20 protein-coding genes and 1 pseudogene are annotated in these 23882 nt (G+C 69.4%); 6 read left to right on the top strand and 15 right to left on the bottom strand.

All coding sequences use genetic code 11. The annotated features are described in order from the left end of the window. Positions 1 to 144: 144 nt before the first annotated feature. From DVK44_RS18375 to DVK44_RS18390, 3 genes are read right to left on the bottom strand one after another with little or no spacing between them, the layout of a single operon-like run. Positions 145 to 1155, bottom strand: a complete 1011-nt coding sequence (locus tag DVK44_RS18375; protein ID WP_114660628.1) for an AraC family transcriptional regulator — start codon at positions 1153 to 1155, stop codon at positions 145 to 147. Beyond that, positions 1152 to 3131: a hypothetical protein gene (locus DVK44_RS36445; protein WP_162793939.1), complete on the bottom strand. Its 1980-nt coding sequence runs from the start codon at positions 3129 to 3131 to the stop codon at positions 1152 to 1154. Before DVK44_RS36445 ends, DVK44_RS18375 begins: the two co-directional genes overlap by 4 nt. 33 nt (positions 3132 to 3164) lie before the next feature. Further along, the gene (locus tag DVK44_RS18390; protein ID WP_114660631.1) at positions 3165 to 4118 is read right to left on the bottom strand and encodes a diacylglycerol kinase family protein; all 954 of its coding nucleotides are present in this window, start codon (positions 4116 to 4118) and stop codon (positions 3165 to 3167) included. 221 nt (positions 4119 to 4339) lie between these two features. Here DVK44_RS18390 and DVK44_RS18395 point away from each other — a divergent pair, with 221 nt between their 5' ends. Further along, positions 4340 to 5623, top strand: a complete 1284-nt coding sequence (locus DVK44_RS18395) for an adenylosuccinate synthase (protein ID WP_114660632.1) — start codon at positions 4340 to 4342, stop codon at positions 5621 to 5623. 99 nt (positions 5624 to 5722) lie between these two features. Here DVK44_RS18395 and DVK44_RS18400 read toward each other — a convergent pair whose 3' ends face one another. The 4 genes from DVK44_RS18400 to DVK44_RS18415 form a co-directional block, all read right to left on the bottom strand. After that, entirely contained in the window at positions 5723 to 9103 is a 3381-nt protein-coding gene (locus DVK44_RS18400; protein WP_228447239.1) for a S8 family peptidase, read from the bottom strand. A gap of 146 nt (positions 9104 to 9249) precedes the next feature. After that, on the bottom strand, positions 9250 to 10329 hold the full coding sequence (locus DVK44_RS18405; RefSeq protein WP_114660634.1) for a WD40 repeat domain-containing protein: 1080 nt from the start codon (positions 10327 to 10329) through the stop codon (positions 9250 to 9252). An 80-nt stretch (positions 10330 to 10409) separates the two neighbouring features. Beyond that, positions 10410 to 13817 carry a S8 family peptidase gene (locus DVK44_RS18410; protein ID WP_228447240.1) on the bottom strand — a complete coding sequence of 1136 codons (3408 nt, stop codon included), beginning with the start codon at positions 13815 to 13817 and terminating at the stop codon, positions 10410 to 10412. 127 nt (positions 13818 to 13944) lie between these two features. Then, entirely contained in the window at positions 13945 to 14349 is a 405-nt protein-coding gene (locus DVK44_RS18415) for an SCO4225 family membrane protein (RefSeq protein ID WP_114660636.1), read from the bottom strand. A gap of 274 nt (positions 14350 to 14623) precedes the next feature. On the opposite strand from DVK44_RS18415, the gene DVK44_RS36450 reads away from it, so the two are divergent. Next, complete coding sequence (locus tag DVK44_RS36450; RefSeq protein WP_162793941.1) at positions 14624 to 14767, top strand: hypothetical protein; 144 nt, start codon at positions 14624 to 14626, stop codon at positions 14765 to 14767. On the opposite strand, the gene DVK44_RS18420 is transcribed toward DVK44_RS36450, so the two are convergent. After that, complete coding sequence (locus DVK44_RS18420) at positions 14739 to 15224, bottom strand: ATP-binding protein (RefSeq protein ID WP_114660637.1); 486 nt, start codon at positions 15222 to 15224, stop codon at positions 14739 to 14741. The two genes, DVK44_RS36450 and DVK44_RS18420, sit on opposite strands and share 29 nt — an antisense overlap. A 245-nt stretch (positions 15225 to 15469) precedes the next feature. Between DVK44_RS18420 and DVK44_RS18425 the strand changes: the two genes are divergently transcribed. Both DVK44_RS18425 and DVK44_RS18430 read left to right on the top strand, forming a co-directional pair. Continuing rightward, positions 15470 to 16321 carry a Scr1 family TA system antitoxin-like transcriptional regulator gene (locus DVK44_RS18425; protein WP_114665252.1) on the top strand — a complete coding sequence of 284 codons (852 nt, stop codon included), beginning with the start codon at positions 15470 to 15472 and terminating at the stop codon, positions 16319 to 16321. Positions 16322 to 16334: 13 nt separating this feature from the next. Then, a complete protein-coding gene (locus DVK44_RS18430; protein WP_114665253.1) occupies positions 16335 to 16529 on the top strand; it encodes a DUF397 domain-containing protein in 195 nt (64 codons plus the stop codon). 163 nt (positions 16530 to 16692) lie between these two features. On the opposite strand, the gene DVK44_RS18435 is transcribed toward DVK44_RS18430, so the two are convergent. The 6 genes and pseudogenes from DVK44_RS18435 to DVK44_RS18465 form a co-directional block, all read right to left on the bottom strand. Then, entirely contained in the window at positions 16693 to 17142 is a 450-nt protein-coding gene (locus DVK44_RS18435) for an SgcJ/EcaC family oxidoreductase (protein ID WP_114665254.1), read from the bottom strand. 168 nt (positions 17143 to 17310) lie between these two features. Further along, positions 17311 to 17550 (bottom strand): hypothetical protein, encoded by a 240-nt coding sequence (locus DVK44_RS18440; RefSeq protein ID WP_114660638.1) that lies wholly within the window; start codon positions 17548 to 17550, stop codon positions 17311 to 17313. Between the two features lie 844 nt (positions 17551 to 18394). Then, positions 18395 to 18736, bottom strand: a complete 342-nt coding sequence (locus tag DVK44_RS18450; protein ID WP_114665255.1) for a hypothetical protein — start codon at positions 18734 to 18736, stop codon at positions 18395 to 18397. A 472-nt stretch (positions 18737 to 19208) separates the two neighbouring features. Further along, positions 19209 to 19301, bottom strand: a pseudogene (locus DVK44_RS37925) (IS5/IS1182 family transposase); the annotation flags it as partial. A 110-nt stretch (positions 19302 to 19411) separates the two neighbouring features. Next, complete coding sequence (locus DVK44_RS18460; RefSeq protein WP_114660640.1) at positions 19412 to 19858, bottom strand: hypothetical protein; 447 nt, start codon at positions 19856 to 19858, stop codon at positions 19412 to 19414. Positions 19859 to 20875: 1017 nt separating this feature from the next. Next, positions 20876 to 21220, bottom strand: coding sequence for a hypothetical protein (locus DVK44_RS18465; protein WP_114660641.1), 345 nt, complete (start codon positions 21218 to 21220; stop codon positions 20876 to 20878). Positions 21221 to 21400: 180 nt separating this feature from the next. Between DVK44_RS18465 and DVK44_RS18470 the strand changes: the two genes are divergently transcribed. Then, positions 21401 to 21844, top strand: coding sequence for a hypothetical protein (locus DVK44_RS18470; protein WP_162793943.1), 444 nt, complete (start codon positions 21401 to 21403; stop codon positions 21842 to 21844). Further along, entirely contained in the window at positions 21844 to 22044 is a 201-nt protein-coding gene (locus tag DVK44_RS18475; protein ID WP_114660643.1) for a helix-turn-helix transcriptional regulator, read from the top strand. The genes DVK44_RS18470 and DVK44_RS18475 overlap by 1 nt, the downstream gene beginning before the upstream one ends. 117 nt (positions 22045 to 22161) lie before the next feature. Here DVK44_RS18475 and DVK44_RS18480 read toward each other — a convergent pair whose 3' ends face one another. Further along, positions 22162 to 23580 (bottom strand): helix-turn-helix domain-containing protein, encoded by a 1419-nt coding sequence (locus DVK44_RS18480; RefSeq protein ID WP_162793945.1) that lies wholly within the window; start codon positions 23578 to 23580, stop codon positions 22162 to 22164. Positions 23581 to 23882 lie beyond the last annotated feature (302 nt).

Consider the following 23882-nt stretch of genomic DNA (forward strand, 5'->3'; position numbering starts at 1 on the left):
CCGTAGGCGGAACCCCCGTACCGGCCTACGGTTTCATGCCACTGCGGTCCCCGCATACGCGGGTTCCCTGGCTGGTCAACCTCACGGACTACTCTAATTTCGCTGGAACCCGACGTCGTTGACGATCTGTCCACGACCTGTTGATCAGGAGTCCACACTTCCGGTGGCGCCCGTCGCGCCGGTGGCGATTTCGGCGAGCGCCTCGTACCGGCACTCGCGCGGGGAGATCCCGTACTCCGTCCGGAACGCCCGGCTGAAGACCGCGTAGTGGGCGAAGCCCCAGCGGGCGGCGATATGGCCGATGGGCACGGTGGCCTGCGAGGGATCGGTGAGGTCGCGCCGGGCGCGTTCGAGGCGCAGGCGCCGGATCCACGCCGACACCGTCGTCTCCTCGCTCCGGAACAGCCCGTGCAGATAGCTGCTGGAGATGTGGTGCGAGGCGGCGACGGCACTGGCCGTGAGCTGCGGATCGCCCAGGTTCTCGCGGATGAACGCCTTCACGGACAGCGCCAGCGCGCTCCTGCGCGCGTGCGGCGGCAGTTCGTCCTCCGCCTCCATGCCGTGCGCCAGGGTCGCGATGAAGAGATCGAGGAGGATGGCGTCCAGCCGGGACGCCTCCGCCGTGCCGGGGCGCGGGACGTCACGGGCGATGCGGGTGAGGAAGTCCGCGAGGTACGCGCCGATCCCCTCGCGCCCGGAGAGCTGCCGGGCCAGCAGCCGTTCCACCCGGCCGGTGGGCAGCGGTACGAGCTGCTTGGGTATCTCCAGGCCGATGCCCCGCATCTCGCTGCCGGTGGTCCGGCACACGAACGGGCGGTCGGTGTCGACCACGTACAGCTGGCGCCGGTAGTGAACGCTCCGGTAGGACATCTGCTCCACGTCCACCCGTCCGCTCAGCGGCAGGGAGAGGTGGTAGAGCCCGGGGTCGGAGCGCCGGATCATCCGGTCCGTCCGCACCATGTGCACCGGCGGCAGCTGCGTCGACCACACCACGGCGGAACCGAGCGGGATCACCCGCATCTCCGCCCGGAAGTCCCCGGCGGTCGGGCAGCGCAGGTCCATCGGGCAGACGGTGTCCGACATGAGCGCGCTCCAGTAGGCGAAGCGGTCGGACGCCGGGATGTCGGCGCTGCGGAAGACCGTCTCAGTCGTCATGTGTCACCTTGGGCGGCGGTGGTGCCGGGCGCGGATGCTGATGCGGGTGCGTTCGGGTACGGGGACGGGGACGGCGGCGCGAGGCGCTCCAGATACGTCCGGGTCTCCGGATCGCCCGGGTTGATTTGCCGGTACGGGTGCCGGGGCCAGAGCGGGCGGCCGTCGATCCACGGTACGACGGTCGGCGCGGCGTCCAGCCAGCCGCGCAGCTCAGCCGTCCCCACCGGCGCCACCGGCAGCCCGGTCCAGGGCCGCCCGGCCGGACCGGGGGCGAGGATCCCGAGCAGCGCCTCGGGTTGGTCGCTGTCGCCGCCGTGCGCGGGGAAGAGCAGCAGCAGCGGTCCGCCGCTGTCCGGATCGTGCAGCAGGACATACCGCCTGGGTACGGGTACGGGCGCGCGCCCGGCCCGCTGGAGCCGCCGGGCGGTGGGCGCGCCGTGGCGGAGCAGCCGGTGGAGGGAGTGCAGCCCGACGGCCGTGAAGAACGCGCAGAACACCACGCGTTGGAGTCCCAGCGCCCATCCGCCGCCGTTCGAGGCGAACCCCACGGCCGCCTGCGCGACGGCGCCGCCGAGGCCGAGCACGGTACCGGCCAGCGTCGTCGAACTCCGCAACGTCCGCACCCGCCACCACGGCACCTCCCGGATATCCCGCTCCGGCCGCGCATACCGCACGGCCCACCGATTCCCGGCCCGGGGCAACGGCACGGGAACGTACAGCCGCCGCGCCTCAGCGGCGAAGACACCGAAGGAGAGGGGACGGGCCGGCTGAGAGCCGAGGCGATGAGAGCGGACGCGGTGAGAGCTGACGCTCTCGGGGCTGGCGGCGGGGCCGGCGCCGTGGCCAGGTGCGGCGGCCTCCGCGCCAGGGGCGGCGGGCGCCGTGGGCGTGGCGGGTGCGGAGGGCAAGTCCTCGTGCCCAGACACGATCTGGCCCCCGGGCGCGGGCGCGTCCTCGGCCCTGGGCTCAGCCGTCCCGGCCGTGGCGTTATCCACGGCGGGCGTGGTCGGCACGCCTCCGTACCCGGGGCCCTCCGCGCCAGGTGCGGCGGGTGCGCCGGGCAAGTCCTCGTGCCCGGGCGCGGGTGCGGCCTCGGCCCTGGCTTCGGCGTCTGTCCCGGCCTCGGCCCCGGGCCTGGCCAAGGGCGCGACATCGGTCCCGGTGTTGGCGTCGGTCGTGGTCCCGTACCCGCCGGATCCGGCCGCGCTTGCGGCCTCGACCGCAACCCTGGGGGCGGTCTCAGCCGCCCCGGCCGTGGAGTTATCGACGGCGGGTGGGACGGGCATGCCCCCGTACGTGGGTACGGTCTTGCGCCCCGGCGCGGGCGAGGGCCCGTCCCCACCCGCCCCCGCCCCCGGGCGGTCCATCAGTCCCGCCTGTTCCGCTGCTCGGACTGCTCGGCGGCGGGTCAAGGGGCTGCGTATGGGGGTTGCCCAGACGACTTCGCCGCCGCCCGGTGGGGCCAGGACGCCGCCGGTGGAATCCTTGGTCGGGTCGCCGCACCACCACAGGAGGCCGATGGACAGGGGCTGGACCAGTGACTGGCGGCGGGCGGTCGCGATGACGGTCATCGGTCGCAGTCCGTCGGTCACCGGGTCGCGCAGCACCAGGAGCGCGGGCCGCGAGCCGCGTGGTACGGCGGCCGCGACGCAGGTCGTCCAGCGTGTCGCCGCCAAGCGGCGCCGCATCAGGCGGGACAGCCGCAGGGAGGCGAGGCCCATCGCCAGCAGGCCGATGGAGAGCCCCATGAGGCTTCCCGTTGCCTCAAGCACCCAGTCGTCGAACCCCTTCGCCCGCGCCGTCGCGGCGATCGCCGACAGACCGGCGATCAGGGCCACGCCGACCCTGATCCACAGGGCCGCGCGGGCGCGGTGGCGGGCCAGCGCGGCGGCGGTGGCGGCGCCGTCCAGCGCCGCTGCCGATGCCGCCGTCGGCTCGGAAGATCTGTCGTCAGATCTGTCGCCGCTGTCCCGCATGGAATGAGCCCCCCGTCGTACCCCGTACCCCGCCTACCGATCCGGCCCGAGGCTACCGGGCCCGGATGTACGGACCGCCCCCGCCGGGAGCATCAGCCCCCACGCCCCCGGACGCAGCGTCCACGTCCGTGTCCGTACGGGCCCGGTGACCCGGGCGTCCGCCCGGTAGCGGAAGTCCGCGCCCGAGACCGTCACGGACAGCGCGCTCGCCCGGAGCGGCTCCGCCGACGCGCGCCTGCGGATCACCACCTCGGCGCGCCCGTCCCGCGACCGTACGGTCACACCCTCGACGGGCTCGTCCAGATCGCTCAGCAGGACCCCGTCCGCCTCGACACGCAGCCGGTGCGTGTGGCCGGATATCGACTGCGGTACGGGGCGTACCAGCGTACGGACCAGGGAGCGGCACGTGTGCCACATATGCGCGGCAGCCGGCCCGACCCCGGCGCCAGGCGCAGAGGCGGCCGATGCGCCGGATTCGCCGAACGCGCCGGCAGCCGCGCCGGCCGGGGGCACCGGGGCCAGCGCCGTCCCGGCCACCGGCAGCGCCGGGATCCGGAGATCCCCCAGCACCACCCCGTCGCTGTCGTCCACCAGCAGATCCAGCCGCCGCACCGCCCCGTCCAGCACCGCGCGCGCCGCCGCCACCGCGCCCGTGGGCACGCCGAGCGAGGCCGCCAGCTCCACCGACGCGCCGATCGGTACGAGCGAGAGCGCGCCCGAGGACAGCTCCCGCTCCCGGTGGAGCAGCGCGACCATCCGCAGCAGCGCCCGGTCGTCGCCGACCAGCACCGGGCGCCGGTTCCCCCGTCTGGCCAGCGCCCGGGACAGCTCCTCAGGGCCCTCGGGGAAGCAGAGTTTCACCGCCGCTCCGCCGCTCAGCACATCTTTCGCGATCCGCACGGATTCGCCGTCGGTCCGGCCCGCGACCGGGTCGATGACCACCAGAAGCTGCTGCGCGCCGTTCTCGGCGGGCTCTGGAGCCGACACCTCGGTCCTTCCTCGGGTAGCATCTTTGTGCAAGAGCCCCTTGCGCTATTGCGCCAGGGGCTTCGTCTATTCCGGGGCATCCGGTTCGACGGTCGGATCTGTGCCGTGCAGCGCGCCGTACATCTCGTACAGCGTGTCGTACAGCGCTCTGTGTGACGTACAGCGTTGTGCGCCGCCCGCCCTGACCTTGGACATGCCCCGCCCGGAAGGGGTGTACGCCTGTGCCCGCACTTGTGCTGCTCGGTGCTCAGTGGGGTGACGAAGGCAAGGGAAAGGCCACCGACCTGCTCGGTGGATCCGTGGACTATGTAGTGCGCTATCAGGGCGGCAACAACGCCGGCCATACGGTCGTCGTCGGCGACCAGAAGTACGCACTGCATCTCCTCCCTTCCGGAATCCTCTCCCCCGGTTGTACCCCGGTGATCGGTAATGGAGTGGTCGTCGACCCGGCCGTCCTGCTCTCCGAGCTGAGCGGGCTCAACGAGCGTGGTGTCGACACATCCAAGTTGCTGATCAGCGGTAACGCTCATCTGATCACGCCGTACAACGTGACCGTCGACAAGGTGACGGAACGGTTCCTCGGCAAGCGGAAGATCGGTACGACCGGCCGTGGCATCGGTCCGACGTACGCCGACAAGATCAACCGTACGGGCATCCGTGTCCAGGACCTCTACGACGAGTCGATCCTCGTCCAGAAGGTCGAGGCGGCGCTGGAGTCCAAGAATCAGCTGCTCGCCAAGGTCTTCAACCGGCGGGCCATAGAGGCCGGCCAGATCGTCGAGGAGCTGCTGAGCTTCGCGGACCAGCTCAAGCCGTACGTTTCGGACACGACCCTCGTCCTGAACAATGCGATCGACGCGGGCAAGGTCGTCCTCTTCGAGGGGGGCCAGGGCACACTGCTCGACGTCGATCACGGCACGTACCCCTTCGTCACGTCCTCCAACCCTACGGCGGGCGGCGCCTGCACGGGCGCGGGCGTCGGACCGACGAAGATCAGCCGGGTCATCGGCATCCTCAAGGCGTACACCACGCGCGTCGGCGCCGGTCCGTTCCCGACCGAGCTGCTCGACGAGGACGGCGAGGCGCTGCGCCGCATCGGCGGCGAGCGCGGTGTCACGACGGGCCGCGACCGCCGCTGCGGCTGGTTCGACGCGGTGATCGCGCGCTACGCGACCCGGGTCAACGGTCTGACGGACTTCTTCCTCACCAAGCTGGACGTGCTGACCGGCTGGGAGCAGATCCCGGTGTGTGTGGCGTACGAGATCGACGGCCGCCGCGTCGAGGAACTCCCGTACAACCAGACCGACTTCCACCACGCGAAGCCGGTGTACGAGTACCTGCCGGGCTGGTCGGAGGACATCACGAAGGCCAAGACCTTCGCTGATCTCCCGAAGAACGCGCAGGCGTACGTGAAGGCGCTGGAGGCCATGTCGGGCGCGCCGATCTCGGCGATCGGTGTGGGTCCGGGCCGTACGGAGACGATCCAGATCAACTCCTTCATCTGAACCGGCTCGCACGACTGCGAGAACAGCACGACGGCCCGGACCCACGGTGTACGTGGGGCCGGGCCATCGTGTCGTTCCGCTCAGTGGCGGTACGTACCGCTACTTCAGCAGGTACGCCTTCTCGATGGTGACGTCGTAGACATTGCCGCTCTTGTCCGTGAGCTTCGCCTTGAAGGAGACCGACTTCGCCTTCTTCGGGTGGGTCAGGGCGAGGCTCCGCTTACCGCTCTTCGTGTTGACGGGCGCCTTCGACCACTTCTTGCCCCCGTCGTACGAGACCTGCACGGCCAGCGACTTGAAGTTCTTCGCCGCCGGGCCCTGGATCGTCAGCGGGACCGTGAACTTCTTGCCCGCCGGCGCGGTGCTCGCCAGGTCCAGCTTCGGGGCGAAGCGGACCGAGGAGAGCGGAAGCGGTGTGGAGTTGCCGCCCGAGGGCTTCTTCGAGAGGAACGTCCAGGCCGCGACGAGCCGGGTGGAGACACCGGTGACCTTCGCCGGCCGGGTCACATCCGTGCTGATCCGGTACTTGGCGGACGCGGCCGGCACGGGCAGGACGTACTGGCAGAACGGGTCCTTGACGTTGAGGAGCTGCTTGCCGTCACGCGTGACAACGGTCCGCTGCTTCGCCGGCTCCGAATGAACGACGTTCCCGGAGCTGTCCGTGAACTCCTCGACGCAGAAGTTGAGTTCGTTGCCCCACCGCCAGTTGGCGTCGGCCCTGCCGATCCTGGGGCTCATCACCCCGACGTTGAACGTCTTCGTGTACGTCTTCTTGGGCTGGTACGCCGCGGGGGAGGTCCGGTCGAAGCTGACGTCCTGTTCGTAGGAGCTGCGCGGCTCCAACTGCCCAGGAGCGAAGCTCCACTTGGCGCCCTTCGGGACGTTGACATACGTCTTCGCAGTGGCGGGCAGCGCGAACGGGTTGCTCTCCGCCTCGAACCCGCTGCCCGAGGGCAGCTCCCAGGCCGTGGCGATCTTGCCCTTGCGGTTCTTGTTGGACGCGCCGATCTTCAGGTTCATCAGGGCCAGTTCGCTCGCGGCGACCTTGTGGGTGAGCCCGGGATGCAGAGAGCCGGTGCGGTTGTAGACGAGGTTGTAGGTGGTGCTGCCCTTCTGCCAGACACCGCCCAGCTGCGCGTCGAACTCCTTCGCCGTCACCGTGGGACCGACATGACCGGTGCGGATTCCCTTGAAGGAGCCGAAGGTGAAGATCGAGCTGTAGTACGTCGACTTCGTGCTCAGGGCGTAGTTCAGATAGCCCTGAACCTGCTTGGCGGACCCCGGCGCGGTGATGTTCACCGGCTTCGTCTTGCGGGCGTCGAAGGTCACCGTGGTGTTCTTGGTGAGGGAGAGCTTCGGCTGCACCATGAGCGCGTAGTCCGTGCCGTTTTTCTGCCCGGTGGGGATCGAGACCGCGGAGTCCAGCAGATACGTGCCCTTCGGCAGCCGCACCTTGACCGTGCCGTCGCCGTCCTCGTCGTAGTGGTAGCTCATCCCGGCGTTGTCGCCGTGACCCTGGATCTGCGTGCCCGACTGGGAAGGCTTGCCCTTGGTGTCGAGGTATTTCAGGGTGAGGGTGTGCGCCTCGGACTCGCGCTCGACCGCGAAGGTGGTACGGACACTCTGGCCGCCCGTGGCCGCCTTGGCGACGAGTGTGCCGGCGAAGACACCGTCCTGGCTGCCGACACTGGTGTTGGCGGTGAGATCGACGCGCGCCGTACCGCCCGCCGGGACGGTGATCTGCGGCGCGCCGGTGGTGAAGAAGCCGGCCGGGGCCGCCTTGCCCTTGGGGCCGATGGTCTCCAGCGTCAGATCGAGGGTGACCGGGGCCGTACCGGTGTTGCGGTAGGTGATCTGCTGGGTGATCGGCTTGTCATCGGCGTGCGGCCACTGCTGCATACCGAAGTTGAGCGACGCCTGCTCGCTGAGTACGGTCTGCGTGATCGCCTTCGTCAGATCGGTGCGGCCCGCGCCCTGCTGGTACGGGGTGAGCCCGGCGCTGGGCTTGGCGGAGGAGATCAGCGCCTGCTTGATCTGCCGGCCGGTCCAGTCGGGGTGCTGCTGGGCGAGGATGGCGGCGGCGCCCGCGACATGCGGGGTGGCCATCGACGTACCGGACAGAGCAACGTAGCCGTCGGTGGCCGGGTCGCCGATGAAGCCCTTGGCGGCCTTCGCGGCGACGATGTCCACACCGGGGGCGGTGATGTCCGGCTTCAGCGAACCGTCGGCCGTCGGGCCCACGCTGGAGAAGTCCGCGATCTTGTTCTTGCGGTCGACCGCGCCGACGGTGAGCGCGGACGGCGCGCTGCCCGGCGAACCGATTGTCTTCGCCTCGGGGCCCTCGTTGCCCGCCGCGACGACGAAGAGAACGTCCTTCTGCGCCGAGATCCGCTCTACTGCGGCCTCCAGCGGGTCGACCTCCGGGACGTCCTCGCGGCCGAGGGACATGTTGACTATCTTGGCGCCCTGGTCGGCGGCCCACTGCATCCCCGCGATGATCCCGGACTCGCCGCCGAACCCGTCGTCCCCGAGGACCTTGCCGTCCAGGATCTTCGCGCCGGGCGCGACCCCCTTGAACTTCCCGCCGGACTTCGCGCCCGAACCGGCCAGGGTCGACGCGACATGCGTGCCGTGGCCGAACTTGTCGACCGTGCTGCCCGAGCCGGAGAAGTCCTTACGGAGGATGGAGACGCCCTTGAGGTCGGGGTTTGTCTGGTCGACCCCGGTGTCGAGGACGGCGACCTTCACGCCCTTGCCGTCGTAACCGGCCTGCCAGGCCGTCGGCGCGCCGATCTGCGGGACGCTCTTGTCGAGGAGCGCCTTGAGCTTGCCGTCCAGCCACACCCGCTCGATCCCGGGGGCCGTCGTACGCTCCTCGGTTTCGGTGTCGCCGGCCTCGGTGAGCGCGTCCCAGACGTCGGACGACTCGTCCTTGGGCGCGCTGAGCGCCTCGCCGGTGATGGTCGGCAGCGTACGGCGCACCGAGACATCCGCCTCCGCGAGGGCCGCCTTCGCGGTGGCGCGGTTCTTGCCGTACGAGACGATCAGCGGCACCGAACCGCGGTGCGCGTCGTCGTACTTGGCCTTCAGCAGCCCCGTCACATCGAACAGTCGACGGTCCACCTTGCGCTGGCCGATCAGCGCCAGGGCGTCGGACGGGAAGACATAGGTGCTGTCCCCGGAGCGCGTGATGGACATCCGGATGTTCTCGCGGCCCTCACCGGGCTGTACGCGGATCACCCGGCCCTCGGCGTTGACGTACACGCGGTCGCCGGTGATCAGTGTGATCACGGACGCGGTGTTCCGCGCGGTGCCCGGCGCGGTGTGCTGCTGGGTGTCTCCGGCGCCCCCCGGACCGGAGACGGAGGTCGTGCCGAACGCCGTGCCGGACGTGGCGCCGGACGCGGCACCTGACGTGAGTCCGGCCGTGAGCAGCGCGGCGACCATGGCCGCACCCGCTCGCCTCTTGTTCGTGAGCAAAGCTCCCCCACCCTTGAGATGCCTGATCGACTGTGTGGTCGCGCACGCGTTCGCTTCCGCAGTGTCAGATGCGATTTCTGGAGCGGGAGTTGCAGTCTGTCAGGCACTTTCGTTCGAGAGGCTCGGTCGGTCGCTCGGTCGCTCGATCAGGCGGGCGGCGGGGCCAGGACCGCGATGTCGTTGCCGGACCCCACCACCAGCCGCCCGTCCGGCGCCATGGTCACCGCGGTCACCTCCGAGGGGAACACCACATCGGAGCCCACCTGGCGGTGGGAGGCGAGGTTCCAGACCCGTACCGTACGGTCGTCGCCGCCGGTGACCACGAGCGGCCGGCCGCCGACCACGGCGCTGGCGACGGCCCACACCGGACCGGCGTGGGCGGTCAGGGGCGCGGGCCCCGCCGCTTCCGTACGCGTGGCCACGTCCCACACCTCGATCCGGCCGTCCCAGCAGCCGGTGACGGCGACGAGACGGCCGTCCACGACGGCGACGGCCAGCGCCACCCGCTGGCGGGGTCCTCCGGCCGGAGGCAGGACCCGGCTCTCGTGCTGACGCTCCGTCAGATCCCATACGTGGACGGTGCTGTCGTCGTGCAGGGTGAGGGCCTTGGGGCGGCCGTCCACCACGGCCGTCACCACGGTCACCACAGCGCCGAGGCGGAGTCGGTCCGTGGAGGGGTTCGTCGCGAGGACCCCCAAGGGCTCGCCCGTGGCCGGGTCCCACAGTCGCAGCTGCTGAGCATTTCCGCCGCTTCCGCCGCTTCCGCCGCTTCCGCCGCCTCCGCCGGTGAGGACCACGGAACGGCCGTCCACCACGGCCGTTGCCGCCGTCGACGCCCCGCCGTCGAGTTCCGCCAGAGGCCGGGGCCCGGTCAGCTCCCACGACCGCGCCTGCCTGGACGGATCCGCGACAACGGCGACGGGCCGGCCGTCCACCGTCGCCGTCACCACCGCCCACACCGAACCACGGGCGGGCAGGGCGTCGCCCATCCGCTCACCGGTCGCCAGGTCCCACATCAGCACGGTCTCGTCGTCGCCGCCGGTGAGGGCGACCGCGCGCCCGTCGACCACCGCCGTCGTGGCCGACCGTACGCAGTCCGCATGGCCGACCGCGCCGGCGGCCGTACCGTCGACCGCACCCACGGTCGCGCGCATCAGGCCGCCGGTGGCCCATACCGGCCGCCACCCCGCCACCGCGTCCGCCCGCCCTTCAGATCCGTCGCTCATGATCGGGAGGTTAACGCGAAACCTCCACCGGCCCGAGGTTCCGGACCGATGGAGGCTGCTGCTGCACGTCGGAAGGCCGGCTACTTCAGCAGGTACGCCTTCTCGACGGTGACGTTGTACGTGTTGCCGCTCTTGTCGGTGAGCTTCGCCTTGAAGGAGACGGACTCCGCCTTCTTCGGGTGGTTCAGCTTCAGGCTCTTCTTGCCGTTCTTCGCGGTGGTCACCGGGGCCTTCGACCACTTCTTGCCGCCGTCGTACGAGACCTGCACGGCCAGCGACTTGAAGCTCTTCGCCGCCGGGCCCTGGAGGGTCAGCGGGACGGTGAACGTCTTGCCCGCCGGGGCAGTGCTCGTCAGGCTCAGCTTCGGGACGAAGCGGACGGTCGACAGCGGCAGGGTCGCGGTCTTGCCGGCCGCGGGCTTCTTCGACGTGAACGCCCAGTCCGCGATCAGGCGGGTGGTGACACCGGCGACCTTGGTGGAGCGGGACGCGTCCGTATAGATGCGGTACTTCGCGGACTTGGCCGGCACACCGGCGATGTCCTCGCCGCCGCAGAGCGTGCTCACCACGGTCTTCTTGCCGTTGACGGAGATGAAGCTCCGCTGCTTGGTCGTCAGCGACAGGCCCTCGTTGCCGGAGCTGTCCGTGAACTCGGGCATGCAGAACCACATGTCATTGCCCGACCGCCACGCGCCGCTGTACGAACCGATCCGCGGGCTGAACACACCGACGTTGAAGGTCCGCTCGTACGTCTTCTTCGGCTGGTAGACCTTCTCGCCGTACTGCGTGAGCATGACGTCCAGCTCCGGGGAGTTCTTGCTGACGTTCTGCCCGGCGGCGAAGCTCCACGCGATGCCCTTGCCCGCCGAGACGTATGTCTTCGCCGTGGCGGGCAGGGCGAACGGCTTGCTGACCGTCTGGTAGCCGTCCTCCGACGGCAGCTCCCAGGTCGGCGAGATCGACCCGAGACGGTTCTTGGCGGAGGCGCCGATCTTCATCTTCACCAGGGCCAGTTCACCCTTGTTGATCTTGTGGCTGAATCCGGTGTGCAGCGAACCCCTGCGCGGATAGAGCACGTTGTAGGTGGTGCTCCCCTTCTGCCAGGTGCCGCCCACCTGCGAACCGAACTCCTTCGCCGGCACCGTCGGGCCGACATGGCCGGTGCGGAACCCGCTGAAGGAGCCGAGGTCCATCGTGCTCGCGTAGGCGCGGCCCGCCGTGGTGTGGTCGTAACGCACGTACGTATGCACGCTCTTGGCGGACTCCGGCGCGGTGACGCTGATCGGCTTCGCCTTGCGGGCGTCGAACGTGACCGTGGTGTTCTTGGTGACGTTGAGCTTGGGCTGCATCATCAGCGCGACATCCGGATCGGCCTTCGCGCCCTTGGGCGTCTGGACCTGCGACTCCAGCGCGTACGTACCCTTCGGCACGCGCAGCTTGACGACGCCGTCGCCGTCTGTGTCGTACCGCTCGGCCCAGAAGTCGTTGGCGAGGCCGTAGACCATGCTGCCCGACTGCGAGGGCTTGCCCTTGGTGTCGAGGTACTTCAGCGTGAGCTGGTACGACTCGGTTTCGAGCTGCGCGGCGAAGCTGGTACGGACGGACTGGCCGCCCTCGGTGGCCTTCGCGACGACCGCGCCGGCGTAGCCGCCGCTCGCGCTGCCACCGATGTTGTTGGCGCTGAGACTGACCCGCGCGGTGCCGCCCGCCGGGACGGTGACCTGCTGGGCGCCGAGGGCGAAGAAACCGGCCGGGGCCGCCTTGCCCTTGGGCCCGGTCGCCTCCAGCGACAGATCGAGGGTGACCGGGCTCGTACCGTCGTTGCGGTAGGTGACCTGCTGGGTGACCGGCTTCGTGTGCGGCCACAGCAGGGTGCCGAAGCTGACCGAGCTGCGCTCGCTGACGACGGTCTGCGTGATCGCCTTCGTCAGGTCGGTGCGGCCGGTGCCCTGCTGGTACGGGGTGAGCCCGGCGGTCGGCTTGGCGGAGGAGACCAGCGCCTGCTTGATACGTGCCCCCGTCCAGTCGGGGTGCTGCTGGGCGAGGATGGCGGCGGCGCCCGCGACATGCGGGGTGGCCATCGACGTACCGGACATGGAGACGTAACCGGCGGCGGCCGGGGTGCCGTCGACGCCCTTGGCGGCCCTGGCGGCGACGATATTCACGCCGGGCGCGGTGATGTCGGGCTTCAGCGAGCCGTCTGCGGTCGGGCCCACACTGGAGAAGCCGGCGATTTTGTTCTTGCTGTCGACCGCGCCGACCGTGAGCGCGGAGGCGGCGCTGCCCGGCGAGCCGATGGTCTCGGCATCGGGGCCCTCGTTGCCCGCCGCTATGACGAAGAGGACGTTCTTCTCGGCGGAGATCTTGTCGACCGCGGCCTCCAGCGGATCGACGTCCGCCGTGTCCTCGCCGCCGAGGCTCAGGTTGGCTATCTTCGCGCCCTGGTCGGCGGCCCACTGCATGCCCGCGATGATGCCCGAGTCCTCGCCGAACCCGTCGTCGTCGAGCACCTTGGCGTCGATGATCTTCGTACCGGGCGCGACGCCCTTGTACTTGCCGCCCGACTTCGCGCCGGATCCCGCGATGGTCGACGCGACGTGTGTGCCGTGGCCGGAATGGTCGACGGTGTTGCCCGAGCCGGAGAAGTCCTTCCGGAGGATGGAGACGCCCTTGAGGTCGGGGTGCGTCTGATCGACTCCGGTGTCCAGGACGGCGACCTTCACGCCGGTGCCGTCGTAACCGGCCTGCCAGGCGGTCGGCGCGCCGATCTGCGGCACACTCTTGTCCAGCAGCGCCTTGCGCTTGCCGTCCAGCCACACCCGCTCGATCCCGGGGGCCGCTTCACGGGCCTCGCTCTGCGGATCGCCTTCGGCGGTGAGGGCCTCCCAGACGTCGGCGGTCTCGTCCTTGGGCGCGGTGAGCGCCTCGCCGCTGACGGCGGGGAGGGTACGCCGGACGGAGATGTCCGCGTCGGCGATGGCGGCCTTGGCCTCCGCCTTCCGGCTCGCGTTCTTGGCGTACGACACGATGAGCGGGAGCGTGGCGCGGTGGGCGTCGTCGTACTGGGCCTTGAGCAGTCCCGTCACGTTGAACAGGCGTCGGTCCAGCCGCCCTTGGCCCACGAGGAGGGACGCGTCGGACGGCATGACGTACGTATCGTCCCCGATGCGCCGGATGGAGATCCGCACGCTCTCGCGGCCTTCGCCACGCTGGACGCGGACGACCTTCCCGTGGGTGTCGACGTGGACCTGATCGCCGGTGATGAGGGTGACGACGGAGGTGGTGCCGTTGCCCTGGGCGCCGAAGGTCTTGGCGGTGCTTGTGTCTGCTGAGGTCGCGGTCGCGGCGGTGGCGGAGCTGGTGACCATGCCGGAGGTGAGTCCGGCGATGAGGAGGGCGGCGAGGGTGGCCGCGCCGGCTCGTGCGGTGGTGCTTCTGGTGTTGTTGCTTCGGTCGCTGCTTCTGTCGCTGCTTCGGTCGCTGAACAAGGTTTCCCACCCCAGGATTTACTGAATCGGACGGAATTCACTCCGGGTGCCCCCACACCCTCGTGCTGCGTGCTGCGTGCTGCGTGCTGCGTGCTGCGTGGTCGTAGTGCGTGCTCGTGCTTGGGCGTCAGGCGGCGCTGGTGTTGGCGCGGGGGTTCCGGTTGGTGAACCAGCGGTACACGACCCCGAGCGCGAAGGCCTGGATGAGGGCGCTCACGGGAATCGTCATGAGGTACAGAACAACGTCAACGAAGGCCAGCGCCGGGGGAAGGATCGGGCCCAGGAGCGTGATCGGCGTGGAGATGAAGAACGAGGTCGGCGCGGTGACAACGGTGATCCATATCCCGGCGAGACTGGCGTCCCCCGAGTTGGCGTTGGAGATCGCGTCCACAGCGACCCAGGCGCAGACGGCGAGGACGATCGCGAGGTAGCCGAGGGCCACGGGGTTCACGAGGTTGTAGCGGAGCTTCTGGCGGAGGGAACCCCAGGGGGACGAGGCGGAGGACGAGGAAGAGGAGGAGGGGGCAGACATGTTGTTCTCCCGGAGGTGTTTGTTGGTGCGCTCTGTTGACCTCCACATTGCCTTCGCCGAGAGATGCTCACCTGAGTAGTCCTACTCATGTTCGTGTGGGTGAACGGACGTGCGACGAGGGCAAGTTGAACACTCGCAACGGTCAACGGATGTCACATCAGAAGTGAGAGATGCACGCGACGACACATCCGTTCCAAAATCGCCGCCGGGATCGTAAGCGGAATCGGATTCGGGGGCTCGGTGGGCAGGTGCGGGCGCGGGGGCGCTGTCCCGTATGGCCGGCATCGACGCGCACAGCACCCCCACGGCCACGACGGCGACGCTGATCGCCGCCACGACGAACCCCCACGGCCCGGCGGCGGCCGGAGCCACGGCCGAGCAGCCATCCGTCACCCCCACCCGGGCGACTCCAGCGTGAACCAGATGGCCTTGCGCCCCACGGGATCGGACGCGTAGATGGTCGTCCCCCAGGCATGCGCGAGATGCGCCACGAGGGCGATCCCCCGCCCTTCCTCGTACGCGGACTGATCCCCGCCCCCGTCCTGCCCCTGCCCCCGGACGACGACCGTGGGCACGGGCAGCACCCAGGGCCTGTCGTCAGTGACGGCCACGGTGACGCGCCCCCCTTCCAGCGCCGCGGACACCCGGATCAACGGGGTCTGGGTGTGCCGGTGCGCGTTGGTGACGACCTCGGTGACACAGAGACGTGCGTCCTCAACGAGGGCGTGATGGCGGCGGTCGATGCCCAGCAGTGAACTCACGAAATTACGTGCGATTTTCGGCGCGGCGGCCGTGTTGGGGAGCGTGAGCAGGTAGGGCTTCCGGTCGAGGAGGGGTGGCGGGGCGGTCGAGGCGGTGGCGGTAACGGTGGTCATGTCGTTCTCCCAACGCTGCGGTCTGAACTGGCGCGTTGTCCGTCGTACGTGGCGATGGCCCGTGGCCGCGCGCGGGTCAAGGCGCGCGGGAGGGGCTGCACTTCGGTCTGGGTGGCGGACGACGCGGTGCTGGGACGACCATAGCGCCCCGTACAACTGCTTGTACGGATCCGGACAAGGAGAGTGACCAGTTCGCTATCATCGAGACGGCAGTCACAATGGGGTACCGCGAGGAGGACGGGCTGATGCCACCGAGGAAGGAACCCACGGCGCGGCAGCGCCGGTTGGGCAGTGAGCTGCGCAAGATCCGGCAGCGTGCAGGTCTCTCCATCGCTGAGGCCGCTCCCATGCTTGCCACCGACCGCACCACGGTCAGTAACACTGAATCGGGGCGCTTCGGAGTAAGCCCCGAACGGGTTCGGACATGGGCCGAGAAGTACGAGTGCACAGACGCGCCCTATGTTGACGCTCTCGCGGGCATGGCGGCCGAACGCATAAATGGATGGTGGGAGGACTACCGGGGCGAGCTGCATGATGTGGCCCTCGACTTGGCCGAACTGGAGCATCACGCGGTTGCTATCCGCGCTGTTCAGTTCATGCATGTGCCCGGGCTGCTGCAGAACGAGAACTACATCCGTGCGGTGTACGCCGAGTCTGTTCCGCCTCGGAGCCCGGCCCGACAGCGACGCTTGATCTCGCACAGGCTGAAGAGGCGGGACGTACTCGATCGGGACAACCCGCCGGACTGCACGTTCCTCGTCCACGAGGCTGCCCTACGTATGGCATTCGGTGGCCCGGAAGTCCTCCGGGCGCAGCTCAGGAGCCTTCTGGAAGAGTCGGAGCGCGACAACGTGACTGTCCTGGTGCTTCCGTTCTCCGCAGGTGGAATTCCGCATGCGAGCAGTTCGGCGCATTACGTCTACGGCCCGGTCCCGCAGCTCGACACGGTGCAGACGGATACCCCGACCGGTTCGGGGTTCGTGGACGCGGAACTCCGTCTTTCCAACTGGCGAGCGGTGCTCGACAGCGCTGAGGGGAAGGCCCTCGATCCGCAGAGGTCGAGAGACTTTATCGACAAGGTTGCACAACAAATCTGAAGGCGTGAAGGTCATGCACATTCAATGGCGCAAGTCGTCCAAGTCGGCCGAACACGACGAAGCCGAGTGCCTCGAACTCGCTGAATACGATGGCGAGATCCTGATGCGCGAGAGCGACAACCCCGACGTCGTCATCCGTACGACCCGCGCCAAGCTGCGGGCGTTTCTGGGAGGCGCCAAGGAGGGCGAGTTCGACGACTTGGCGTGAGTTCGCCAGGTCTCGGCGGCGGGCGGTTTCCCATTGGCGCAGATGGGGGGCCGCCCGTTCGCATTGACCGGGACGGTCGCGATGGTTGACACCATCGCGACCGTCCCGGGGAGATGGCTGCACGACGTGTCTTGGCCCTAATTGCGGACGAGTTGGGGCGTCCTCACTCCCCGGATCCGAAGACGGGGCGATCCGGCGACATCGACTCGTCCTCGGGCGCGCCAGTGTTCTGGCAGGCGGTCAGGAGCCACCGCCCGTCTTCCTTCGCCATGATCCACAGCGGAGAGCCCACGTCCAGTCCCTCGGGTGTCTGGTACAGCTGGCGGAGCTTGACCGCGGCGACGTCGGGGCGGATGAACAACACGTGTTCCAATTCGAACGTCATCGTCAGGCCCTGCATCCCGCCAGGGAGAACTTGGTGTGTGAAGGCCGAGATCGCATCGTGGCCGAAGAGTCGCTTGCCTCCACCCGTTGTCCAGATTGCGTCGGCTCGGAAGAGGCTGAGGAACTCGTCAGGGAGTTCGTTGTTCTGGGCGTGTTCGACCGTGGCGACGACCTGCTTGATCGCTTCGATCTCGGCTTCGCGGGTCCGTGCGTCGATGTCTGTATTCATGGTGGCCACTGTGAAATATCAACCTCGCTTGAGGTCAAGGATTTGCGGCGAACTCACGGCGAGCGCGACGGCAGTCACTCATTGCGGATCGGGAACGACTGGAGCCCTGCCGGGGAGCCCGGCAGGGCTTACGTATGGGTGCTGTGTGAGCGGACATGCCGGCCTCAGCTACTCGGGGCAGGCGCTACCGCTCCCGCCCCCACTTCCGCTGCCATCCTGGCCGTCGCCGCCGCTGGGCTCGCGCGGTGCCTCCGGGGGCTTGGGGCCTCCGTCGTGCTTGCCGCCGTCGGCGTCGGCCGTGTGTGCCGGGACGTCGTCCGGCAGGCGGAACGGCACGCCGCGCCACCCCATGGGGTCGGGCGCGTGCGTCTCGTACGTATCGACCGTGTCGACGGTCTGAACGCTCATGGTTACCTCCTTGCTCTTCGCGCGCTGAGGGCGCGCTTGCCGCGTGGTTTCGGCGGCTTGAGCGGGACGCTAGTCCGTGCGATCCAGTAGCACTAGCTAAAGAAGTCCGTATCACTCGTTAGGGTCAAACACTTGATACGGAGCCGTCGCAAACGCTAGCGTCCTTGTGGCGCGACGCCGGGCCGACTCCTCGTCAGGGGACCCGGCGGCGGCCAACTCCCCTGCACTCTGCGCCTGTTGGGGAGTGTTATCGACAGGGCCCGGCCCCTCGCCTGCGGCTCGTCACGCCGGCCAAGGGCGGCTGGGGCGGGCCCTGTCTCTCTGTCTCTCTGTCTGAAGGGATGGCATGACGACGCTCAGCACATTGCCCATGCCGCATCAACTCGTATGTGAGACAACGGCCTTGGAGGACGTTGCATTACCGCCCGGTGGGATCTGGAACCTGGTGCCCGCCTCCGTACCCCGGGAGTTTGACGAGCCGACGCCGGAGTTGCTGGCGCGGGTGAGGCTGGGGCTCAGGAGGTGGGTCGCGTGACGAGGGGCAAGGGGAGTTACGCGCGGCAGCGGTTGTCGCTGCTGATCGCCATGTTCGGAGTGAACGGCGCGTTGGTCATCCCCCGGGACACCCCTCCGCCCCCCGACCCGGACCCCGGACCCGCACCCAAGCCCGCCCCTCCGGGGCCGGAGCAACCACCGCCCACAACAGACGAGTTGAGCGCCCGCATCGCAGAACGCAACAAGCGCAGCAGCCGTGGCGGGGTATGAACGGCGATGTGGGCTCAGCCCGGTAAACGGACCTGTTCAGGACTGCTCCGGCGCCGTGATCACAGCAGCCACTGAGTGATCATTCCACTGCTTCGGGTTCACCCTGCTCGAACGCGATGCGGCAGCGTTCCACCTGGTCAGCCACCAGCTCCATGAACCATTGCATGATCGCGTAGGGGATGACGTGCTCGTCAGGGCTATAGGTGCGAACGGTCGGCTCCAGATCAGGGTCCTGATCGGGGATGAGTGCCACCAGGAAGGCCGGACCGGGCAGATGGGCCGCCGCGTTGGGCGTCTCAGGCCGCGCGGCTGGCGCAGGCACAGCCTCGCTCAGCTCCACAGCCCAGGAATCGTCGGGCAAGGCGTAGTGGAACTGGATGGCGTAGTGACGACCTGCATGTTCTCTTAGCTCTGCTGGCATGACGGCAGGCTGCCACAGCATGCGGTCAAGGGCCCGGGGATATCGACCGAGGCCCAGCCGCTGGGAAGAAGTCCCGCTGGTCACCGTGGAGTTGCTGTCTGCGGGTCAGAGCGGAACTCTGTCGGGGGTGTGCCGGTGGCGGGGGTTGTTGGGCGTGGGGCCGCCCCTCCAGCCTTTGAGTGTCGCGCTTCCGGGCCGGGAGTCAAGGGCGCTCCTAAAGTCGCGTCGGCTTCGCCGATTGCGCTGCGCTCCACCCTTGACACCCGTCCCTCCAGCGCAAGTGCAGGTGCGGGAGGGGCGGCCGGGGGGAAGGGGGGCCCAGGAGGTGGCACCGTACTGCCACTCGGCTCAGGGGCTGGCGGGCCGGTGGGCCCTGCGGGGCTGCGAGGCAGAGGAATGGGGTGACTCGGCCCCGGTCCGGGGCACCTTCACGCAGTCCATGACCTCATCAAGCACGGTGCAATCGTTGACGTTGCCGGGCGGTGACGACGACGGCCAGGGGCAGGCCACGGCCATCGCAGGCGAGATGGACCTTGGTGGTCAGCCCTCCGCGGGACCGGCCGAGTGCCTGGCCAGCGGCGCTATTTGCTCGCACGCCGAATCCGTCAGCTCACCAAGACCCACCACAAGATCACTTATCCGACAGGTCCTAGGGATCCGGCCAACGGCTTCGGGTCAGGTCCGCTTGCGGTTCGCGATCTCGTCAGAGAGCTGCTGCACATGGGCGGGGTCCGCGTCCCGGGCAAGGGCGACGTAGTGGTCCATGACGGCCGGCCGGTAGCGCACGGGCAACGTCTGTCCTGGGGCGAGTCGGGTGAGTTCGGTGATCGTGAGGGTTTCGTCCGCGATACCGCGGAACGAGATGCCACCGGCGGTCTCCACGTCGAGCATCAGGACCACGCGTGGATTGCTGTTGACCTCCCGCCATTCGACGAGCACGCCGAGCGCAAGCGCCCCCGTACGCAGTTCCGCATTGCGCTTCCGTGCATCACTGCTCAGGAGCGGGTTCGGGGCGACGCCCGGGAAGTCGGGCCCGACGCCGAGCGATTCCCGACTCAGGTCGGGCCTGAGCTGCGCCATCAGATCGTTCAGATCGGTGAGCTTCTTCTTCCAACCGAACATCCTGACCCCTCCCTCACACCAGTGCCGGAATCTCGACCGGGTGCTTCGCCCCCACCGCGAGTGTACGGCGCGGCCATTCCCGACCACCGTCGCATCGCCCCGTCCCGATGTCGCGCTGTGGCGCCCGGAAGGCGGACGGTTTCCGCGGCCCGGCCGGGTCTGCGGGCCGGACACCCCGCCCACATGTCCCATATGAGATAGTTTGGCGGCCTGTTGGAGGTCTCCTCGGGCGGCACATGTGTCCTCAGGTGCGTTAGCGGCCCTCCTAGACGCATGGACGGCCTTCAAGGGCCCACTTGTCGCCACCCGCGTCCCAGTAACCCCACAACCCACACCACGGTGACCAGCGGGGCTTGTGTCTCAGCAAACAGCGGACCGTCAGCCGCCGAGACGGGGCCGAGTCACCCCACTCCTCTGCCGCGCAGCCCCGCAGGGCCCACCGGCCTGCCAGCCCCTGAGCCGAGTGGCAGTACGGCGCCACCCCTTGGGCCCCCTCCCCCCGGCCGCCCCCCCCTCATCCGCACTTGCGACTCCGGGGGAGGTGTCAAGGGCGGAGCGCAGCGGAGTCGGCGTAGCCGACGCGACGAAGGAGCGCCCTTTACTCCTCCCCCGGAGGCGCGACACTGAAGGGAGGAGGGGCGGCCCAGCGCCCAGCATCTCGCTCCCGGCCCGCCCCGGTTACCTCTTGGTACTGACCCGCACCCGACAACCCCACGGCGCCCAGCGGGGCGCGAGTCTCAACCAGCAGGCGGCCGTCAGCCGCCGAACCGACCCCCGCAGCCCCATTCAAGAGGGCGAGCCCCGCAGGGCCCGCCCGCCGGCAGCCGCCCACTGGCCGATGGCCGCCGCCCTCTGCTGGGTCAACAGAACCGCCCTCGACCTGCGGAAACAGGTCGAGGGCGGTTCTCTGCGTCCGTCTGTGCGACACCGGCCCCGGGGTGACCGGGGCGGGGCCGGACCGGCCGCTGATGGAGCGACCGGGCCGCCTCGGTTCCCGATGCCTCGGAGCCTGATGCCTCAGTTCCCGATGCCGGAGCTGCCCAGGCCGGAGTTGCCGATGCCGTGGCTGCCGAGGCCGGTGTTGGCGATGCCGGCGGTGCCGAGGCCCCAGTTGGCGATGCCTGCGTTGCCCAGACCCCAGTTGGCGATGCCCGCGTTGCCGAGGCCGTCGTTGAGGGCGCCGGCGTTGCCGATGCCGTAGTTCAGGGCGCCCGCGTTGCCGACACCCGAGTTTCCGAAGCCCGAGCTGCCCACGCTGTGACCCGGCTCCGTGTCGTGGGCGCCGGCTGCGCCGGCACCGTAGAGGGCGAGGGCCGCCGTGGCGCCCAGTGTGGCCGTCGCGCGGAGAAGAGTGGAACGCATCGTTGCATACCTCCTATTTAGGGGTTATTTGCTCCATATCTCTAGCACGCCGGTATGCCGGTACGCGGGATACGCGGGGCGGCGTCCGAAGTCGCCGTGTCGCCCTGGGGTCCTTCCGGTGTACGGCCGAATGTAAAGTCTGCTTGACGGTCAAATGTAAAGCACGCTTGACTCATGGTCATGTCGAACACGCGCAGCATTGCAGCGAGCGGCCAGAAGGCCCCGGCCGGTGTCTACGTCCTCATGTCCGTGGTGGGAGTGGGCTTGGCGATGGCAGTCGGGGCCGTGGCGGCGCTGTTCCGAGGGGAGGGTGGAGCGCTCGTCTTCGGGGTCTTCGCGGCTGCGGCGCTGGGGCCGTGTCTGTCCCTGTCGTGGCTCGTCCTCGTCTCTCGCCGTACGGTCACGCCCGACCGCCATGCCGAGGAGAACATCGAACGCCTCTGGCTCACGAACGCCACCAGCGGGGCATGCACCGACACCTGCGCGGCCTGCGGCATCGCGCTTGCCGCCGTCGCCGTCACGGGGCTGGACCTCAGCGGCAGCGTGGCGCTGGGCGGAGTCCTCGTGCTCATGCTGGTCGATACGGCGGTCCGCTACCTCGTTGAGAAGCGGCGGAGCTGCTGATGAGGAACGAACTCGCGGTCCTGCGTTCTGAGCGCGGATGGTCCCAGGCGCGCCTCGCGGAGGAGCTGGGCGTCTCGCGCCAGACCGTCATCTCCATCGAACGCGAACGCTTCGACCCGAGCCTCCCACTGGCCTTCCGCATCGCCCGCGCCTTCGACCGCCCCATCGAGGACGTCTTCCACCCGGACGCCGAAGCGTGACGAGCGCGGGAACGGACCGGGGCGGCCCAGCGCTGCACACTCGCTCCCGTACACCCCGGTCTACCTCTCGGTACCGTCCTGGCATCCTGGCTCATGGCGAGGAAGGCAGGGAACCCGTCAGGCCGCCACCGCGCCCGTGCGTACAGCGAACTCGCGCAGGCCGGCCAGGCTGCCCGGCCTGTAGAGGAGATCGGCCGTGAGTGTGCGGATCGCGGGTCGCCTGACCTCTTCGGGCGCGGTGTGCTCGATGGCTCGTAGCGCGCTGAAAGTGCGGCGTCCGTAGCCCAGTTGGTGCCATACGCGGGCCGTGTCCGTGAGGTAGCGGGCGACCCTTTCCGTGTTCGCCAACTGTGCGGGCTTGACGCGGCGGACGTACGGAACGGCGTCGTCGGGTGTGCCGAGGACCGTGAGGCTGCTGATCCGGTACATCTGGACATCGGCAGGACTGGCCGAGATCGTGAAGAGACCTGCGGGTTTTCCGCTCCGATCGACGGGGACGCGGTTGGCGGTCTCCTCCGCCTCCTGGAGCAGGCCGAGCGCGGTGCTGCGACGACCACCGGACGCGGCCGTGTAGGCGGCGGTCATGAGCAGGCAGGCGCGGGCGGCCAGGGTGTCGGCCTGCGGACCGTTCTTCTCCGCGACCAGCGAAGTCGCCGTACGGACCAGGAAGTCGACGGTGGCCGAGCTGCGGCCGGCACGGCGCATGGTGATGGCCAGGACCCGGGCGGCGTCGCTGAGGGGCCGCGGATCGCCACTGGCCCGCGCCGCGATGAGCGCACGGTCCGCGGTGGCCCAGGCGGCCTCGGAGTGCTGCTTGACGGCGAGTTCGGTGGCCAGCACGTAGGCGCGGGCAATGGCGGCCTGGGCGCGCTCCCGCGCGCGGCCGGTGGTGGCGTCCCGGGTCGCCTCGGCCGTGGCGATCAGCGGGGGAAGGGCGTTGCCGAGGGCGGCGTAGCGGGCGCCGGAGAACATCTCGCGGGCCGTTGTGAGTCCGTCGGCGAGATCGCTCAGGCTCGTCGGTCTGCTGGTGACCGGCTCGAACAGCGCCCGTTCCATGGCGGCGGCCGGGTTCTGGGCGGCCGGTTCCGCCGCGGCGGCATCGGAGCCGGCCCCGGCGATCAGACCGGCGCCGAGTCCCAGCGCCCCAGCCATCAGTTCCCGACGTCGCACATCGTCCTCCAGCTCGGCTTCGGTCACCATAGCGGCCGCCGGCGGCATAGCGGGCGCGTTGCGGCGAGCCCTGGGATCAGTGCTGCCGCTCTGGTCGGCAAGGCCCAGGAGGGAGTGCGGGATGGCGAGGCCCTCGGCGATCCGTAGCAGGACATCGACGCTCTGAACCTGGCGCACTCCCCGCTCGATCGCACTGACATCGGACTGGGCGAGCCCGGCGAGGGAGCCCACGAGGGTCTGGCTGGCGCCGGTGTACTGCCGGAAGTGCTTGATCACGGCGGCGAGGTCGCGCGCTGCGAGGGCTCGTCGCGCCTTCTCGTGATCCCAAAGATCGACGGGAACGACCAGCCGGGAGTGGCTGCGCACAGTGATCTCCCCTCCGGGGGCGGCGGCATGACCTTGTCTCAGAGTAGGGCCGTCGTGACTCCCTGTCAGGGCAGTGGGTGGGGCGGCGGGGCGCCAGAGGGCCGTCCTATAGGGCCGTCGGATGGGTTTCACCCACGTGTCCTCCCAGTCTGTGAGTGCACAGAGAACTCCAGAACTCCCCGCACAGCACTCGGCAACCGTCCGGTTCCCGCAGTTCCGTGCTGGGCTCACCCCTGGTCGAAGGAGTGTTCACATGCCGCAGCCGCCTTCTCCGCCCCCGCCGCCGCCCCCGCCGGGGCCGC

It is taken from the genome of Streptomyces paludis (assembly GCF_003344965.1).
GTDB classification, from domain to species: domain Bacteria; phylum Actinomycetota; class Actinomycetes; order Streptomycetales; family Streptomycetaceae; genus Streptomyces; species Streptomyces paludis.